This window comes from Pseudomonas sp. Snoq117.2 (assembly GCF_900110545.1).
GTDB classification, from domain to species: Bacteria; Pseudomonadota; Gammaproteobacteria; order Pseudomonadales; family Pseudomonadaceae; genus Chryseomonas; species Chryseomonas benzopyrenica.
In genome coordinates, this window is record NZ_FOED01000029.1 from 1 (window position 1) to 14,994 (window position 14,994).

The following is a 14,994-nucleotide window of genomic DNA, read 5'->3' on the forward strand; positions in this document are numbered from 1 at the left end:
AGTCAGAGCAAAGGGCCTGTTGTGGAGCTGGACGGCTGGGTCAGACACAAACTTCGCTGCGTCATCTGGCGCCAATGGAAGCGGCCCTCTACGAGGGCCCGCAACCTGATGCGCTTGGGGCTGGGCGAAGAGCGTGCCTGCAAATCGGCCTTCAACGGTCGCGGCCCATGGTGGAACTCTGGAGCGCCACATATGAATCAGGCGCTGCCGAAGAAGCTCTGGGATCGACTCGGGCTTGTCTCGATACTGGATACGATCAACCGGCTTAGCCGCATGACCTGAACCGCCGTGTACGGAACCGTACGCACGGTGGTGTGAGAGGACGGCGGGTGTGAACCCGCCTCCTACTCGATTTTATATGAGGTAGATGCGCTTACCTTTCAAAATTGTAAGTTTCTCGTCATGCCGGTGATGCCTGTGCATTGCTAAAGTTACGCCCGAGAAGATTTGAATTTGAGAGGTTCTTATGAAAAAGCTAATTATTGCCGCTGCACTTGTTGTGTTCTCGATGGCTTCGCAGGCTAACACTTTCTCTGAAAGCCAGCAGTTGCAATACACCAAAGAGCACCAAGCTGCGGTGGCCAAGTATGCCGAGAAGAATGGCAAGCCTATGCCGGAGATTCAGGATTACAAATATGGCATGAAGATAGACGTTGCTAAGTTTGTACGTCAGTCGCAGGACCCCCGTACCTGCCAGGTCTACCCACGGTTGATGACTTTCGAGGACTCCCAGGGCACGCTCAAGACTGTTCGTTACTCGATGTATTCGCAATGCATCAACAACAAGTAGTAAACGATTTGAACAGAACAATTAGAGAATTCATAAATGCCAGGCAGCGCCTGGCATTTTTTATTACGCCCGATGCTCCATAGCTTTGAAATATTAACGCCTGGGCCGGGGCAAACCGTGCAATAGGTCTTAGCTAACCAACCGCGACGGCTCCCAACTGCAGAGGGCAATTGGAAGCCTTGACCCCAGAAGGGACGAGTTATGAAAAGTTTGCTTGAACGCCCAGACGACCAAGCAGGGCACAAAGGCCATAGCCACGAGCATGGCGGTATCTTCGGCATGAATACCGAGCTGGTCTTCGCGCTGATCTGTGGTGTGCTGCTCGGTGCCGGAGCTCTCGCAGGAAAGCTCGGGCTGATCGATAGGCTGTCACTGGTTCTGTACGTATCTGCCTACGTGTTCGGTGGATGGTTCACTATCAAGGAAGCGATCAGCAACATCCGCCAGAAGCGCTTCGAGATCGATTCGCTGATGCTTCTCGCCGCAGCCGGTGCCGCGAGCATCGGCGCCTGGGCTGAGGGGGCTCTGCTGCTGTTCCTGTTCAGTCTGGGGCATTCCCTTGAAAGCTACGCGATGGGGCGGGCCAAGAAAGCGATTGAGGCACTGTCCAAGCTCGCACCGGCCACGGCGATCGTACGCAGAGCAAATGGCACGACGGAAATGCCGGTGGAACTGCTGGTTCCCGGTGACGTTGTCATCGTGCGCCCAAATGACCGCCTGCCGGCCGATGGTTTTGTAGTCGTGGGCTCCTCAAGTATCAACCAGGCGCCAGTGACCGGTGAAAGCGTCCCCGTGGACAAGCAACCTGTCGCTGATGTCGAGCTCGCACGTAGTAAGCCAGATGCAGTTGATGCAGCTTCGAAAGTCTTCGCCGGCACCATCAATGGCGAAACTCTCATCGAGGTTGAGGTAACACGGCGCTCCACTGAAAGTACCTTGGCGCGGGTCATCAAGATGGTCAGTGAAGCCGAAGTCAGGAAGTCACCGACCCAGCAGTTCACGGACCGCTTCCAGCGGGTATTCGTCCCGGTAGTTTTGCTGCTGGTAGTAGGGCTGCTGTTTGCCGGCATTTTTCTTGACGAGCCTTTCCGTGACTCGTTCTACCGGGCGATGGCCGTTCTGGTTGCAGCCAGCCCCTGCGCGCTCGCGATCGCTACACCAAGCGCCATTCTCTCTGGCATCGCCAGGGCAGCCCGAGGTGGCGTGCTGATCAAGGGCGGTGCGCCACTTGAAGAGCTTGGCGCCTTGAATGCCATGGCATTCGACAAGACCGGTACCCTGACCGAAGGGCGCCCACGCATTACCGATGTAATACCCGTGGGCGGCACGCAGATCGAGGATCTACTAAACGTCGCCATCGCTGTGGAGTCGATGAGCGACCATCCGCTGGCTGCGGCAATTGTGCGTGACGGTGAAGAGATGATTGGCACACGGCGCCGAATCCAAGCCAAGAACATGAGCAACATGATTGGCCGCGGCGTGCGTGCTGAGCTTGATGGGCAGTTCGTCTGGATTGGCAAGGTCGAGATGTTCGGTACCAATGGTATTCCCGCACTGAGCAAGGCTGCCCTGGAGGCTGCAGAGCGTCTACGTCAGTCGGGCCGCACAACCATGGTGATACGTCGTGCTGACAAGGATCTGGGCGCTATCGGGCTATTGGACACACCCCGAGAGGGGGCCAAAGAGGCACTCCAGAAACTCAGAGAGATGGGCATCGACCGCATGGTCATGATTTCTGGAGACCACAACCGCGTTGCAGAGGCGGTAGCCAAACAAGTTGGCTTAGATGAGGCGTGGGGAGACCTGATGCCGGAAGACAAGGTCAAGGCCATCAAGAACCTGCGCCTTAGCGCCAAGGTGGCCATGGTGGGTGACGGCGTGAATGACGCCCCTGCCATGGCCAATTCGAGCGTTGGCATCGCAATGGGGGCTGCCGGATCTGACGTCGCCTTGGAAACAGCTGATATCGCGCTTATGGCTGACGACATCAGGCAACTCCCATTTGCGGTGGGTTTGAGCCGTCACACGCGATCGATCATCCGCCAGAACCTGTTCGTCAGCTTGGGGATTGTGGCCATCCTGGTTCCGTCGACCATCATGGGCTTGAGCATTGGTGCTGCTGTTGCAATCCATGAGGGCTCCACATTGTTGGTCGTCTTCAACGCCTTGCGGTTGTTGGCCTACCGCAGAAGCACCTGATCCCTGAGCTTCAATCATGAAGCTAAGCAGGGAAATGACCTGAAGTAGAAGTATGGGTCGTGCGCGATCAGCGCACGACCCATACTTTTTCTCACTCGTCGATCCCGATGCGCTTGAGGCTTTCAAGGGCCTTTCCACATTCAGGTGAGCCGTGCCGTAAGCCGCAGGCCAACGCAGCTTTGAGGCTCATGACACCGGCTACGAAACCGACTTGATTGCCGACCCCGTGTCCGTTCGCAAATCCCTGATCATACGCAATCTCCACAAGTGCATTGATCGCCGCCAGGGTGTCTTGTTTGTTGGTACTGTTCTGCATATCTACTCCGCGAGCATTCAGCTCATATCGCTCGGTTAGATGGCGGCGCCTTCAGTTTTGGGGTGAGCGAATCCCGCTCCCATAGCCAATCCCTAACGGGGGGCATAGCCCGCCACCGTAAGGAAAATCAGCTATTGAGAGCAGGTGACTCGTTTTGGTCACCCGTACTGCTCGCCTCACCGCATTGGCACTGAGTGGGTACATCCGGATAGCCGCTGTGTTTCTCGACGAACAGCGTTTGGCAGGTGGTGCACCCATAAATCCGCGGCAGAGACTTCAGACCACCTGGCAGCACATCGCTCAAGGGCTCGTTACGCCAAGGAGCCCCGTCAAGGATCTGGGTGCGAAGGATATTTCCCAGCCGCCAGGTATTAGTTTGTGCGCTCCAGGACCACATTGGCGCCGAAAGCGAATACTGGATGAAGGTCTCCTCCGGCTGCTTGGAGAGCATCGAGTACTTGGGACGGGCCCAGCCGGAATCGATGATGCTGAAACCCATGCCCATCTCAGCACTCGGATAGGTCTGCTCACCGAAGAAACGGTCGTGAGTCGCGGGAGCCGTAGCATGATGGTCAGTCGGCGGAAATACCCATAAGTAGCACTCGCTTCGGGTCACCATTTCAACGAGTTGGCTCTGTCCCCGTAGAGGGAAAGCTGCAGCCAGGGCGAAGCGATCTTTCCACGTGTTTTTCGGAGGCGGTGCCATTCCCGCCGCTATGGCCAGCGTCGCCGTTTTCGGGACGAACCGATCGCCGAGCTCGTTCAGATCCAGATTCTTGCAGAGGGCCTTGAAGGCCTTTTTACGAGTCGTCGAAGTAAAGGAGGGGTCGAGGAGCAGGCGAACCTGGTTCACGCCGATCCCTGAAGCTCGTAGCACCTCGATGACTTCTTCAGCCGCGCCGACTGCTTGAAGATCGGTCAATCCCAAGCACTTTTTCGCTCGCTCGATCGTCTCGTAGAGGTTGTACTGCCTGTCGCTATCACGGCGCACCTGGATTGGCAGTTTGTCTTTGGAGGCAACTTCCGGGGCGACGGAACCAATGGCAGCGTGGAGCAGCTGGTGAATGTGCTGGTGAGGGTACGGGCGGCCGGAAGCCGAGAATGAGGCGTGCAGCTGAGCAGCGAGAGGTTGAAGCAGCTTTTTGGCAGACATGACTATCCCCTAATGAGCGACGTTGGGGTAGCTGCGCTTGTAGGGCCGTTAGACGCGAAGCTGGACGTCGAATCAGGTTCAATCATGAGTAGGAGTCAGGTTTGATTTGCTTGCACGGCCACCATGCAAATCCCGACGCGGCAATCTCACCAGATTCGCCGAGCTTTGGCAAGAGAGGTCATCGTAAGCGAATGGAGGTAGGAGGAGGGCGCTCCATGCTTGATCACGTCAGAAACACGAAAGCCGGAAGCACATTGAGCGCTTCCGGCTTTCTCACGTCAGACTGATGAGAGGGATCAGAAGACGTATTGCAGGCGGGTCACGATGGCATTGCCGCCGTCGTCGCCCACGGTATTCTCGTTGTTGTCGGTGCGCACGTTGATGTAGTTGGCACTGACTTTCACGGCCTCGTTGACGTACCAGTTCACACCCAACGTGTGGCTTTTGGCCTTGCGCTCGTTCGACTGGTCCGCAGCGGTGACCAGGTTGCCATCTTCGACCTTGATGTCGTCAAAGCGATAGAAGACTTCCCAGGCACCCAGTTCCTTGTTCTGTGGTTTGATAGTGTCGAATTTGGCACCGTCAAGCTTGTAGATGCGCGGCTCGCCGGTCAGCGTGTACGCCATCTGGGCGTAATAACCAGAGGCCTTCAGGTCATTGTTGGCCTGGTCAGCTTTCAGCTTGCGGCGAAGGTACTCGGCCTGAACCGAGAATGGGCCGGTGGCCCAGGCGCCCTCAAGCCCCCAAACCGAATCGTCCTTCCACAGTCCGTCCTGTGCTGCCGCACCGCCAAAGAGCATGCGGTTGCCGTTCGTGCCGGCATCACCGCCACCATTGGTATCGACGCCACGGACACCGAGGCGTGAGCGAATCCGAGTATCAACTGCGCTGTCCTTGAGGTCGCGATAGGCGTATTGGGCGCCGACGTGCAGGACATTCCCATCCGTGTTCAATGGAGCGAAGACACCACGCACGTTGTAGCGCTTGGTGCTGTCACCATCAGAATTGTTGTTGGTTTCGCTGAAAACGCTACCGGACACGTAAGCCATGTCAGCGATGGTGCTGGTGGCCTGGATACCCATGCCAGCGTTGTCGTTGATCCAGTCCGCCAGGTCGTACGAGAGGTTCCGCTCCATGGCGGTGGTCCACTTCGAACTGGTGGCTTTCTCAAGACCGAAGTCGGTGTAGAAACGGCCGAAGCGCAGTTGGACCGGCTTGAAACCGGTGTAGGTCAGGCTGGCTTCGTCGAAGTAGCCGTCGGAGTCGTTGCCCGTGTTGCGGGAGAGGTCGTAGTTGACCTGGTACTTCCAGTCTCGGTACAGGGTGCCGCCGAACTCAATGTAGGCTCGACGGAAGTAAGCCGCATCCGCGGTATCGCCATTCTTGGTGAAAACGCCATCGAATCGGCCGTAATCAGCCTGGACTCGACCGCCCAGTTTGAAACTGAATTCCTTGTCAGTAGTCGATACTTCAAGACCGCCCTTGGTCTTCAGAACGAGATCAGCCCCGTCAGTGGTTACTGTTCCGGAGAATGCTTGCGAGGAAAATGTGCCTACTATTGCGGCAGCCAACAGCTTTTCCCGCATGTTCGAAGAACGGATCATTGCTTGCCTCTCGTATGTTAAGTGCTTAGCTACCGACGTTGTATTTCGCCCTGCGTCGGCCTAAATTTATCTTGCAGATGGGAGCAGGCCACGGTTGTCACCTGCTGTAACAAGATGCCTTTGTTCTAAGCACTCTGACTAGATTGCAAGCGAATATGACAGTTGTGTTTCTATAGTGTTAAGGGGAAATTTTTAAACCTAACAAAACTGTTACCGAACAAGCCAGTCCTTCTTATCAAAAAAGCTCTTCTTGATCAATCTTCGGATTCCCAGAACGTGCGGATTACGGACAAGCTTCGTTTTGATAACAAGAAAGACATCTTTCTCCTCCAGATCGTCCAAAAAGCCCGGCACCGGCAGAATGTTCCTCTCCATCTTTCGACTGTAGTCGGGCAGCACACCGATACACGCGCCCCCTACGACAAGGCCACGGGATAAGCTATAGCTCTTTACCCGAGTGGTACCGCCCTGATGCTCAGCCATTATCGATGCCCACTTTCGTGAGCCCGCCAAGATCTCTTCATCCCAAGGGACAACGAGCATGAAGTTGTGCAAATCCAGGCTCTGCACTGGTAGGGTGACGCTTCTTGAGTAGCGACTGGAGATGAACAGCGCGTGCCCAATCCGGCCCAGCCGTTCAAACCTATACGTAGGATGGCGATCAAAGGCGCCCTCATCATCTGGGCTCACGAAAGCAATACCGACATCGACTTCACACTCTGAAAGCATCTGCGTAGTGCATTCTGAGTGGATTTCCAGCTGCATTTCGGCATGATCACGCACGTAGGCGACTAGATAGCGGTTCACGATGTCGCTTAGTACTGGCTCTGTAATCGCGATGGTAAGCCTAGGAACCTCCTTCTCACCGGACTTGCCAAGGCCGTCTGGGCCGAAAAGCTGGCACAGGTAATGGCTGACCCTCTCGCCTGTGCGGGTCAGAGCAAGCTTGTTGTGTTTGTAGACAAACACGGGAGCACCAATGTGCTCTTCCAGTTTCTCCAAGCGTTTCCGAAGGCCTACCACTGGCACATTGAGGCCTCGGGCAGCCTGTTTGAAACTGGCACAACGTGCTGTTGCGAAAAACTCTACGGCCAGCTGATCATCAATTGGCAGATCATCCAATATGTCAGGACTGTAAGGAACAACGCTGCTTGTAAATGTTTCATTTTGTGTAACCATTGGGTCCCCCTTAATTCGGGGAATCTATCTCAATGCCACCCAGCATTTCCTCATCTTGTCAGCATTGTAATCCGCAGGTCATGCATGCGTTATCGGGAAGGCTTTTATTTCGAAAGCGTAATTTTCGAGCAATCCTGTTGATATTGTAGCGTGCTAGCCTAGCGCCAACTTTATTGCTTGGCAGATCTCAGTTTAGCCAATTACGCATTTACATTTGATTCACTTTTTTTCACCTTTGCCTCCATAGGCTTTGGGCATGGAAAATCAAACCCCACCTCTTATTACCTTACTGATTCGTTATCTGGGGATCGGCTTCATAGCAACGGGAATCCATTATGCGGTGTTCCTAGTGCTGGTTACGACAGAATTAGCTACTCCGTTGCTGGCCAGTATCTGTGGCGGCATGGTTGGCGCAATCGTAAGCTTTATTGGAAATAGGGCGCTCTGTTTTGTGGCAGATGGCTCTCGTAAATTTCAGCCTGTCAGGTTTGCACTGGTCGCGTTAGCCACAAACTTCGGCAATGGCGTGGGTATGTGGTTCCTCATCAAGTCGAATCTGTCACCGCTCATCTCCCAAGTTGTAGTGACCCTAGTCCTCACTGCACTTGGATTCATTGCACATCGTTTTTGGACATTCAATCATGCAGACATTACATCGCTTTCCCGAGCGCCCTGATCCCTTGTTAACCATCGTGGTCCCTTGCTTCCAGGAAGAGGAAACCATCCCCGAGTTCCACCAGCGCATCACCCGCGTCGTGAGGCGCTTACCCGTCTCCTGCGAAATCCTCTATATCGACGATGGCAGTAACGACCGAACGGCCGACATTCTTCGCCACTATCAGGATGGGTCATCTGTACGTTGTCTGTCCCTGAGTCGCAACTTCGGCAAAGAGGCTGCACTCAGCGCCGGGATAGATCATGCCCGTGGTAGTGCGCTGATCTTTATCGATGTCGACCTGCAGGACCCACCAGAGCTCATCTCGGCCATGGTGGACCACTGGCAACGCGGTTACGACGTGGTGAACATGCAGCGCAACCTGAGAGTCGGTGATTCGTGGTTTAAGCGCATGAGTGCCCGGGCTTACTACTGGGTCATGCAGCGCCTGGTGGAGAAGGTGGACATGCCGGCCGATGTCAGTGATTTCCGATTGATTGGGCCTGCGCCGCTGGCAGCACTGCGGGCGCTGGACGAACGCTCCAGGATTCTCAAAGGCATGATCGGCTGGGTAGGCTTCCGTACCATCGAGCTGCCCTACAATCGCACCGTTCGCCATGCCGGCAGCACCAAGTGGAATGCAGCTGGCCTGTTCAATCTGGCCATCGAAAGCATCGTCAGCTTCTCTCGCAAACCGCTGCGCATTTTCAGCCTCATCAGTTTCGGTCTTTTCGTCTCCAGCATCTGCTACATGCTTGCGTCGCTCGTGGCAGGCAGTTTCGACATCCATCACCTGATCGTCGGAATGGCTTCATTCATGTGCGTCGGTGTTGCCATGGTGGGGGAGTACCTGGGCGTGACACTCGCGGAAGTGAAGCGCCGGCCCCTCTATTTCCTGAAGCACAGCAGCAAGGCGGATCCCGTGTCACTCCACCCTTCGATGGCTTCGATCGAGGGTAAGAAATGCTGAGCCTGAAAAACGAGCGGACGCTGTGGTGGATCCTGGGTTCGATTTTGCTATTGCGTTTGGCGGGGCTGGGCATCTATCCACTGATGGACACATCGGAGGCTCGCTACGCTGAAATGGCTCGCAAGATGGTCGAGTTGAATGACTGGATCACACCCATGTTCGACTATGGGGTACCGTTCTGGGGCAAGCCACCGTTGTCTTTCTGGACCCAGGCCGCGAGCATGACGGTCTTTGGCGTTAACGAGTTCGCCGCGCGTTTCCCGGCGTGGCTACTGCACCTGGCAAGCTGTTTCATCATCATCAAACTCGGCACGCAGCAGATTTCCCGTAACGCCGGCATTTGGGCCGCCATTATCTTTTCCAGCACCACCCTTGGCCTGGTCTCCAGCGGTGTCGTGCTGACCGACCCTGTTTTGTCGTTCTCGATTCTGCTGGCCAATTACGGTTTCTGGCGTTGGATGAAGTGCGCCAGCAAGGCGGATGCCTACCTGATGTTCGCAGGTCTCGGGCTGGGCTTGCTTGCCAAAGGACCTCTGACCCTGGTGCTTATGGGTGCGCCGGCATTCGTCTGGTTCGTTATCTACAAGGAATGGGGACGGGTACTGAGACTTCCCTGGATCAGCGGCCTTGTGCTCATGTTCGGTATATCCGTGCCTTGGTATATCGCGGCCGAGATGAAAACGCCCGGCTTCATGGAGTACTTCTTCGTTGGTGAGCACTGGAGCCGCTACGTCGTCAGTAACTGGGCGGGCGACCTATATGGCAGTGCTCATGCCAAGCCCTATGGAACCATCTGGATCCAGCTCGGATTGTCGCTACTGCCATGGGCCTTTTTCTTACCATTGCTGATCCGCAAGCGTGACTCAATGCAGCGCTTCGAGGCCTACCTCTGGCTTTGGGCTATGGCGACACCGGTCTTCTTCACATTCGCTGGCAACATTCTGTGGACCTACCTGCTACCTGCGCTACCAGCTTGGGCATTGCTGCTGTCCGCACGGGTTAGCGAAGTTGGCCCGAAGACCACCTGGGCTGCCGCTGCGAGCGCTTTGGTGTTGCCAATCATCGGTGCGGGCATCATCTACGCCGGGGTACTTGAGGAGCGACCTCAGAATCAGCGAGATGTGGTTCAAGCCTGGCTCAATGTACAGTCTGCTCATTCCGCTCCCCTGATCTATCCTGGCCGCCGCTCATACTCGTCGGAGTTTTACAGCAGCGGAAAGTCCGAGAACATCAAGGATCCTGCCAAGTGGCCGCAGGATGGCTCGTTCTATCTGTCCAGGCGCTTGCGAGACAGCAAGGATGGTCTGCCCGCTGATCTAGCCTGTACAGCGATCACCGAAGCGAACGCCAGCCAGCTCCTGCTGTGCCACTGGAAACGTACCGTACAAGGTGCCGAGGGTCTGGCTGGAGAAAGCAATGCAGGAACGCCTCGCAAGAACGAAGGCTAAATTCCATGCACAAAAAAGCCAGGTTTTACCCTGGCTTTTTTGTCGATTACTTTCGTCATTTGAAGTCCTATTTAACCGCCGATTAATTGTCGGCTTGTTCCTTACCATCCTTGCTTTCTTTCTTTTGCTCTTGAGCGACTTGTTGTTTGTTCTGGTCCGAAGAGTCATCGCTCCATAGGCGAGCCTGTTCGGTTCGGAAGTTCTCGTTGAACTGTTTCGCTCGCTCGAAGCCGCCCTCAGCGTAAGCGGTACCCATGAGACCCAGCAGCAGGCTGCCAATAGCGATAGATTTGACAAATTTCATTGTGAACCTCGGTTCATACTAGGCCTGCCTGATTAGCGGCCTTTGTTGGTTTGTAGTTTAGGAACGCGAAGCTAACGACAAGGTGAGTCAATAATTACAATTCCGTCATTTTGGCAGCAGGTAGGGTGCGTTAAATCTTCAAATCTGGAAGGATCATGTCTATCTCGGCACTGTCGAGGGCGACTAAGAATTTTCTCTTAAATTGCAATTTTGATATCTAGCGCGTTATTTCAGCGCGGCGTTGTTGGCCGCCACAGGAGATAGGCATGAATGACATAGAGCCCTGGGCAGTTGCTATCGGTGACTTTCGCCGCTGCACTGAAAAACTCACTGTCCAGCTCGATGAGCTGACCTCGCAGACGCGCACCTCCAGCGCTGTTCTGGAGAGGTCGAACGAACTGGTGGAGCAGGTGGACGCTGTCGGCCGGCAGATTCAGGAGGAGGTGCGAAAGGCGGAGAAGGCTTGGTCGAACGCGGAGGAGGTTGCCTTGCGCGCCGCTGCATCAGCGTATTCTGCGGCATGCCGTGGAGTCGACACCGCCATCCAGCCACTGATCTCGGAGCTTACAGCCGCGACAAAGGCTGCGGACGCCTCTATCCAGGAGCTCAAGCGGGCCCCGGTGCTGGCCAAGCGTTATGTGATGGTGGTCGCCACAGCGTTCTTCATTCTGGCGCTGATCTGTGTCTACTCGACCATGCGCCTGATCGATGCCGCCGGCAGCGTAAGTGCTCAAGAGAAAGTGAATGCTCAGTACTTCTCCCACCTGTGGAAGAATGCCAATCCTGACGAGCAGAAGATCATCAAGTCGGTGATTCTGCGGTCGCCCATGGACCCTGTGGTCCTCCGGCACTGATGCATTGAGGCAAACAAAAAGGCCCGTCGATTGACGGGCCTATTCATGTCTGCGCGGTTTAAGCAGCGTTCATTGTCGGCTGCATCAACTGGGCTGCAGGAAAGTGAAGGTGGAACCAGGTGAAGTTTTCTTCGGTCACCTCCACGCTCGCCGACCCCTGGTGCAGGCTCATGATCGACTGCACGATGGCCAAGCCAAGACCGGTACCGCCTTCACTCCGTGCTCGGCTCTTGTCCACACGGTAGAACCGCTCAAACAAGTGCGCATGGTGTTCCTTGGCGATCCCGCGGCCGGGGTTTCCAACACTCAACGTCGTACCGCTCGCACTATGCTGCACCTTCACGTAAACCGTGCGGCCGCGAGGGCAGTAGCGGATAGCGTTCGACACGAGGTTCGAGACGGCCCGTTGAACCATCAGACGGTTCCCGCGTACCACATCATTACTGCCAGAGATCTGCAGCTGGATCTCGCCTTCCTCTGCGGAAATGCTGAAGAGGTCGCACACACGCTGAACCTCGTCGACCAGAGACACGGGTTCGAACTCCACCATGGATGCCGGATGACTGACCTGGGCCAAGAACAGCATGTCGGAAACCATGCGGCTCATGCGGTCCAACTCTTCTGTGCACGACTCCAGAACCTCCCGGTACTCGGAAAGCGATCGTTCTCTGGTCAAGGCAACCTGGGCCTTACCCATCAGGTTGGAGAGCGGTGCCCGTAGTTCGTGAGCAAGGTCGTCAGAGAACTGCGATAGCTGCTGAACCCCATCATCCAGGCGAGCCAGCATGATGTTAATGCCGTCGGCAAGCATTTTGAGTTCTGCTGGCATCCCATCAGTTGGAAGGCGATGGTCGAGGCTCTCGGTTGAGATCTTCGACGCGATCTTGAGGAATTTGGTCAGCGGCAGCAGGCCTCTGCGCACTGTCCACCAGCCAATGGCCAGGATCAACGCGAGGATGACGGGGGACATCATCAAGGCCCAGGTCAGCAACGCATCGAGCAGCGCCTCACTGGATGACTGGTCCATGGTCATATAGACGCTGACCTCTGTTCCATCGCCCAATCGCATGATCCTAGAAGCACTCAGCAGAGGACGGTCCTGCGTATCACGCCATTCGTGCTCTTTGGGCTGGGCCGCCGGCTGAAACTTGTGCACCTCCAGGTTGACCTGTTTCGAGCCAATCGAGAGCAAGGGAGTCTGATTCTGTGAGGTATCGAATATGCTCACATACAGGTTGTTGTGGCCCATGACCAAATCGACAAGCTGATGCGCATCTGCGTTAACGCCGGAGATGTCCGAGATGGTGGACAGGTTGTGAGCCATCCCCGCCATCTTTACTTCCAGATCCGCTCTGGCATTTCTTTCCAGAGCCTTGCCAACCATCAGATAGCCGAAGGTGGCGAACAGAAGCAGCAGCGCTGCGCTCATCAAACCAACTTTTAACCCCAGCTTTGCAGCCAGGCTGAAGGGCCTCATGCGCGTTCCTCAAAAACGTACCCAACGCCACGAAGCGTGTGAATGAGCTTGGTTTCAAACGGGTCATCGATCTTCGAGCGCAAGCGCCGGATGGCGACATCGATGACATTGGTGTCGCAATCGAAATTCATATCCCAGACCAACGAGATGATCTGAGAGCGGGTCAGCGCTTCGCCCGATCGGCTCATGAGCAGGTGCAGGAGCGCAAATTCCTTGGTGGTGAGATCGATGCGTGTGCCACCGCGGAAGACGCGATGGCGGACGGAGTCGAGTTCTAGGTCGGCAATTTTCAGCGAGCTCTTCTCGATCAGCTCATCACCACGGCGCTGCAGCGAACGGATGCGAGCAAGCAGTTCAGGAAATTCGAATGGCTTCACAAGGTAGTCATCCGCGCCGCCGTCCAAGCCCTTGAGCTTGTCATTGATGCGTCCGCGGGCGGTCAACATGATGATGCGAACCCGGCTGGTCTTACGGATGGTTTCCAGCAGGTCCCAGCCGTCGATACCCGGGAGGTTCACGTCCAGAAGGACCAACGAATAGACATTAGTGTTGAACAAGTGCAGGGCATCTACACCGTTGTGCACGATATCTACGACATACCCGCTTTCGGATAGGCCCTGCTGAAGATATTCGGCAGTTTTAATTTCGTCTTCCACAACTAGAACGCGCATAACTTATCTCAAGGTGTGAGGAAGGAGTTGGCCTAATCCGCCAAGATTATGGTTGCAGGCTGTTCGAAAGTTAGGCAGGGAGTATGGCATGTGGTAGTCACTACCTCTGTCCATACGCCGGGTCACCTGAGGACGCTTGAATCTTAACGCGAAGAAGCTGACCGCGGCGAAATCCTACAAATTTGTAATGTAGCCGCAAGATTTCTGACAGTCATGCAGGCTCCACCTCTGAGCTTAGCGGATTCTGGGGCCTGCGGCGGTGTGCGACAGCTTCGCCTGACAGGTGGAATCGGCCAGGACAGGCAGTATTTCGGTCGTTAGCTTGCAGAGACTGGACTGGCCTTGGATCGAGTGCGCCACGCAGGCAGTCCCCATGCACAGCCACAAACTGCTACGTCTTTCTGCGATTTAGTTCACGTGGCGGCTCAGTAGTCTCTCGAATAATTACCTTACAATCCATTACATGTCCAAATTGTAATTGCGCGATCATCTTGGTGTTAGCCTCTTTTGCTAGTTTAAGGCCAGCGGAAGAGGCATCGCTGCTTTGGAAATTGTCTCATTTCAAAGCGGCTTGGCAAGAGCAGCGGGCAGTTGTTCTCGTCAATGCATTCACCTGTAAACCATGCGCTCCTTTGGTAGGTGAATTTTAGCGCCCCCTACGGGCGCTTTTTTATTAAGGGACTTCTTATGAACACTACTGTATCAGCGATCGCCGTGTTTATGCTCTTCACATCACTAGCAGCCAATGCACAAAGCGGCATGGAAATAAACCAAAGCATCGAGCGTTCTGCTAGAGAGGCTACTGCGGATTATGCTCAGCGCGTAAAAAAGCCTATGCCTCAACTTGAAGACTATGATTACGGCATGGAACTTGATGTTGGTAAGTTGGTGTATGTGTCACCCAGCGTGCGATACTGCGGTAATGTAAGAAGTATGATGACCTACGAAGACTCGAAAGGCGAGCTGCACATGGTTCGCTACCTTGTGAAGGGCGAGTGCATTAACAGCCGTTAAGGAATCTCCGAACAAGCCTTCAGTTATGCGAGAATCCCCGCAACACCTGATCCGAGCCGCCCATGAGCCAGATGAGCTTTTCCGACTTTGAGTACGCCGGCAAGCGCAAGCAGACCCGCCGAGAGCGCTTCCTCGCCGAAATGGATCAGGTGGTGCCCTGGGCAGGCCTGCTGGAGCTGATCGAACCGTTCTACCCCAAGGCCGGCGGCGGTAGAAAACCCTATCCTCTGGAAACCATGCTGCGCATCCATCTGTTGCAGAACTGGTTCTCCCTGAGCGACCCGGCCATGGAAGAAGCGCTCTACGAAATCACGCCCATGCGCCAGTTCGCACTCCTGACGCTGAGCGCGCCAATCCCCG

At 55.3% G+C, this 14,994-nt stretch carries 16 protein-coding genes; 9 read left to right on the forward strand and 7 right to left on the reverse strand.

Annotated features, from left to right (window positions below; all coding sequences use genetic code 11):
- The 3 genes from BMZ43_RS25285 to BMZ43_RS25295 all read left to right on the forward strand — a co-directional run.
- Nucleotides 1–282: group II intron maturase-specific domain-containing protein (locus tag BMZ43_RS25285; RefSeq protein WP_305881739.1), on the forward strand; the 282-nt coding region annotated here is incomplete at its 5' end.
- A gap of 184 nt (nt 283–466) precedes the next feature.
- On the forward strand, nt 467–790 hold the full coding sequence (locus tag BMZ43_RS25290) for a DUF2790 domain-containing protein (protein ID WP_004576056.1): 324 nt from the start codon (nt 467–469) through the stop codon (nt 788–790).
- Between the two features lie 201 nt (nt 791–991).
- A complete protein-coding gene (locus BMZ43_RS25295) occupies nt 992–2,989 on the forward strand; it encodes a heavy metal translocating P-type ATPase (protein ID WP_093257685.1) in 1,998 nt (665 codons plus the stop codon).
- 91 nt (nt 2,990–3,080) lie between these two features.
- Here BMZ43_RS25295 and BMZ43_RS25300 read toward each other — a convergent pair whose 3' ends face one another.
- The 4 genes from BMZ43_RS25300 to BMZ43_RS25315 all read right to left on the reverse strand — a co-directional run bounded on the left by BMZ43_RS25300 (nt 3,081) and on the right by BMZ43_RS25315 (nt 7,241).
- Nucleotides 3,081–3,305 carry a hypothetical protein gene (locus BMZ43_RS25300; protein ID WP_004576058.1) on the reverse strand — a complete coding sequence of 75 codons (225 nt, stop codon included), beginning with the start codon at nt 3,303–3,305 and terminating at the stop codon, nt 3,081–3,083.
- Between the two features lie 127 nt (nt 3,306–3,432).
- On the reverse strand, nt 3,433–4,458 hold the full coding sequence (locus tag BMZ43_RS25305; RefSeq protein ID WP_004576059.1) for a hypothetical protein: 1,026 nt from the start codon (nt 4,456–4,458) through the stop codon (nt 3,433–3,435).
- Nucleotides 4,459–4,754: 296 nt separating this feature from the next.
- Entirely contained in the window at nt 4,755–6,062 is a 1,308-nt protein-coding gene (locus BMZ43_RS25310) for an OprO/OprP family phosphate-selective porin (RefSeq protein WP_093257688.1), read from the reverse strand.
- Between the two features lie 210 nt (nt 6,063–6,272).
- Nucleotides 6,273–7,241, reverse strand: coding sequence for a LysR family transcriptional regulator (locus BMZ43_RS25315; protein ID WP_093257690.1), 969 nt, complete (start codon nt 7,239–7,241; stop codon nt 6,273–6,275).
- A 256-nt stretch (nt 7,242–7,497) separates the two neighbouring features.
- On the opposite strand from BMZ43_RS25315, the gene BMZ43_RS25320 reads away from it, so the two are divergent.
- The 3 genes from BMZ43_RS25320 to BMZ43_RS25330 are packed head-to-tail and all read left to right on the forward strand — an operon-like array spanning nt 7,498 to nt 10,314.
- The gene (locus BMZ43_RS25320) at nt 7,498–7,917 is read left to right on the forward strand and encodes a GtrA family protein (RefSeq protein WP_093257693.1); all 420 of its coding nucleotides are present in this window, start codon (nt 7,498–7,500) and stop codon (nt 7,915–7,917) included.
- The gene (locus BMZ43_RS25325; RefSeq protein WP_093257695.1) at nt 7,883–8,866 is read left to right on the forward strand and encodes a glycosyltransferase family 2 protein; all 984 of its coding nucleotides are present in this window, start codon (nt 7,883–7,885) and stop codon (nt 8,864–8,866) included. The genes BMZ43_RS25320 and BMZ43_RS25325 overlap by 35 nt, the downstream gene beginning before the upstream one ends.
- Nucleotides 8,860–10,314, forward strand: a complete 1,455-nt coding sequence (locus BMZ43_RS25330) for an ArnT family glycosyltransferase (protein ID WP_093257698.1) — start codon at nt 8,860–8,862, stop codon at nt 10,312–10,314. Before BMZ43_RS25325 ends, BMZ43_RS25330 begins: the two co-directional genes overlap by 7 nt.
- Before the next feature lie 82 nt (nt 10,315–10,396).
- Here the strand turns inward: BMZ43_RS25330 and BMZ43_RS25335 are convergent, their stop codons facing one another.
- On the reverse strand, nt 10,397–10,618 hold the full coding sequence (locus tag BMZ43_RS25335) for a hypothetical protein (protein ID WP_003253450.1): 222 nt from the start codon (nt 10,616–10,618) through the stop codon (nt 10,397–10,399).
- Nucleotides 10,619–10,884: 266 nt separating this feature from the next.
- On the opposite strand from BMZ43_RS25335, the gene BMZ43_RS25340 reads away from it, so the two are divergent.
- Nucleotides 10,885–11,472: a hypothetical protein gene (locus tag BMZ43_RS25340; RefSeq protein WP_010951442.1), complete on the forward strand. Its 588-nt coding sequence runs from the start codon at nt 10,885–10,887 to the stop codon at nt 11,470–11,472.
- A gap of 58 nt (nt 11,473–11,530) precedes the next feature.
- Here BMZ43_RS25340 and BMZ43_RS25345 read toward each other — a convergent pair whose 3' ends face one another.
- On the reverse strand, nt 11,531–12,949 hold the full coding sequence (locus tag BMZ43_RS25345) for a heavy metal sensor histidine kinase (RefSeq protein WP_093257701.1): 1,419 nt from the start codon (nt 12,947–12,949) through the stop codon (nt 11,531–11,533).
- Entirely contained in the window at nt 12,946–13,620 is a 675-nt protein-coding gene (locus BMZ43_RS25350) for a heavy metal response regulator transcription factor (protein ID WP_093257704.1), read from the reverse strand. Before BMZ43_RS25350 ends, BMZ43_RS25345 begins: the two co-directional genes overlap by 4 nt.
- A gap of 687 nt (nt 13,621–14,307) precedes the next feature.
- Between BMZ43_RS25350 and BMZ43_RS25355 the strand changes: the two genes are divergently transcribed.
- Nucleotides 14,308–14,634 carry a DUF2790 domain-containing protein gene (locus tag BMZ43_RS25355; protein ID WP_093257706.1) on the forward strand — a complete coding sequence of 109 codons (327 nt, stop codon included), beginning with the start codon at nt 14,308–14,310 and terminating at the stop codon, nt 14,632–14,634.
- 62 nt (nt 14,635–14,696) lie between these two features.
- On the forward strand, nt 14,697–14,994 hold a 298-nt coding region (locus BMZ43_RS25360), incomplete at its 3' end, for a transposase (protein ID WP_143075337.1).

Coding starts and splice junctions, on each gene's coding strand:
- BMZ43_RS25290 (WP_004576056.1), top strand. CDS start 467: ATGAAAAAGCTAATTATTGCCGCTGCACTTGTTGTGTTCTCGATGGCT.
- BMZ43_RS25295 (WP_093257685.1), top strand. CDS start 992: ATGAAAAGTTTGCTTGAACGCCCAGACGACCAAGCAGGGCACAAAGGC.
- BMZ43_RS25300 (WP_004576058.1), bottom strand. CDS start 3,305: ATGCAGAACAGTACCAACAAACAAGACACCCTGGCGGCGATCAATGCA.
- BMZ43_RS25305 (WP_004576059.1), bottom strand. CDS start 4,458: ATGTCTGCCAAAAAGCTGCTTCAACCTCTCGCTGCTCAGCTGCACGCC.
- BMZ43_RS25310 (WP_093257688.1), bottom strand. CDS start 6,062: ATGATCCGTTCTTCGAACATGCGGGAAAAGCTGTTGGCTGCCGCAATA.
- BMZ43_RS25315 (WP_093257690.1), bottom strand. CDS start 7,241: ATGGTTACACAAAATGAAACATTTACAAGCAGCGTTGTTCCTTACAGT.
- BMZ43_RS25320 (WP_093257693.1), top strand. CDS start 7,498: ATGGAAAATCAAACCCCACCTCTTATTACCTTACTGATTCGTTATCTG.
- BMZ43_RS25325 (WP_093257695.1), top strand. CDS start 7,883: ATGCAGACATTACATCGCTTTCCCGAGCGCCCTGATCCCTTGTTAACC.
- BMZ43_RS25330 (WP_093257698.1), top strand. CDS start 8,860: ATGCTGAGCCTGAAAAACGAGCGGACGCTGTGGTGGATCCTGGGTTCG.
- BMZ43_RS25335 (WP_003253450.1), bottom strand. CDS start 10,618: ATGAAATTTGTCAAATCTATCGCTATTGGCAGCCTGCTGCTGGGTCTC.
- BMZ43_RS25340 (WP_010951442.1), top strand. CDS start 10,885: ATGAATGACATAGAGCCCTGGGCAGTTGCTATCGGTGACTTTCGCCGC.
- BMZ43_RS25345 (WP_093257701.1), bottom strand. CDS start 12,949: ATGAGGCCCTTCAGCCTGGCTGCAAAGCTGGGGTTAAAAGTTGGTTTG.
- BMZ43_RS25350 (WP_093257704.1), bottom strand. CDS start 13,620: ATGCGCGTTCTAGTTGTGGAAGACGAAATTAAAACTGCCGAATATCTT.
- BMZ43_RS25355 (WP_093257706.1), top strand. CDS start 14,308: ATGAACACTACTGTATCAGCGATCGCCGTGTTTATGCTCTTCACATCA.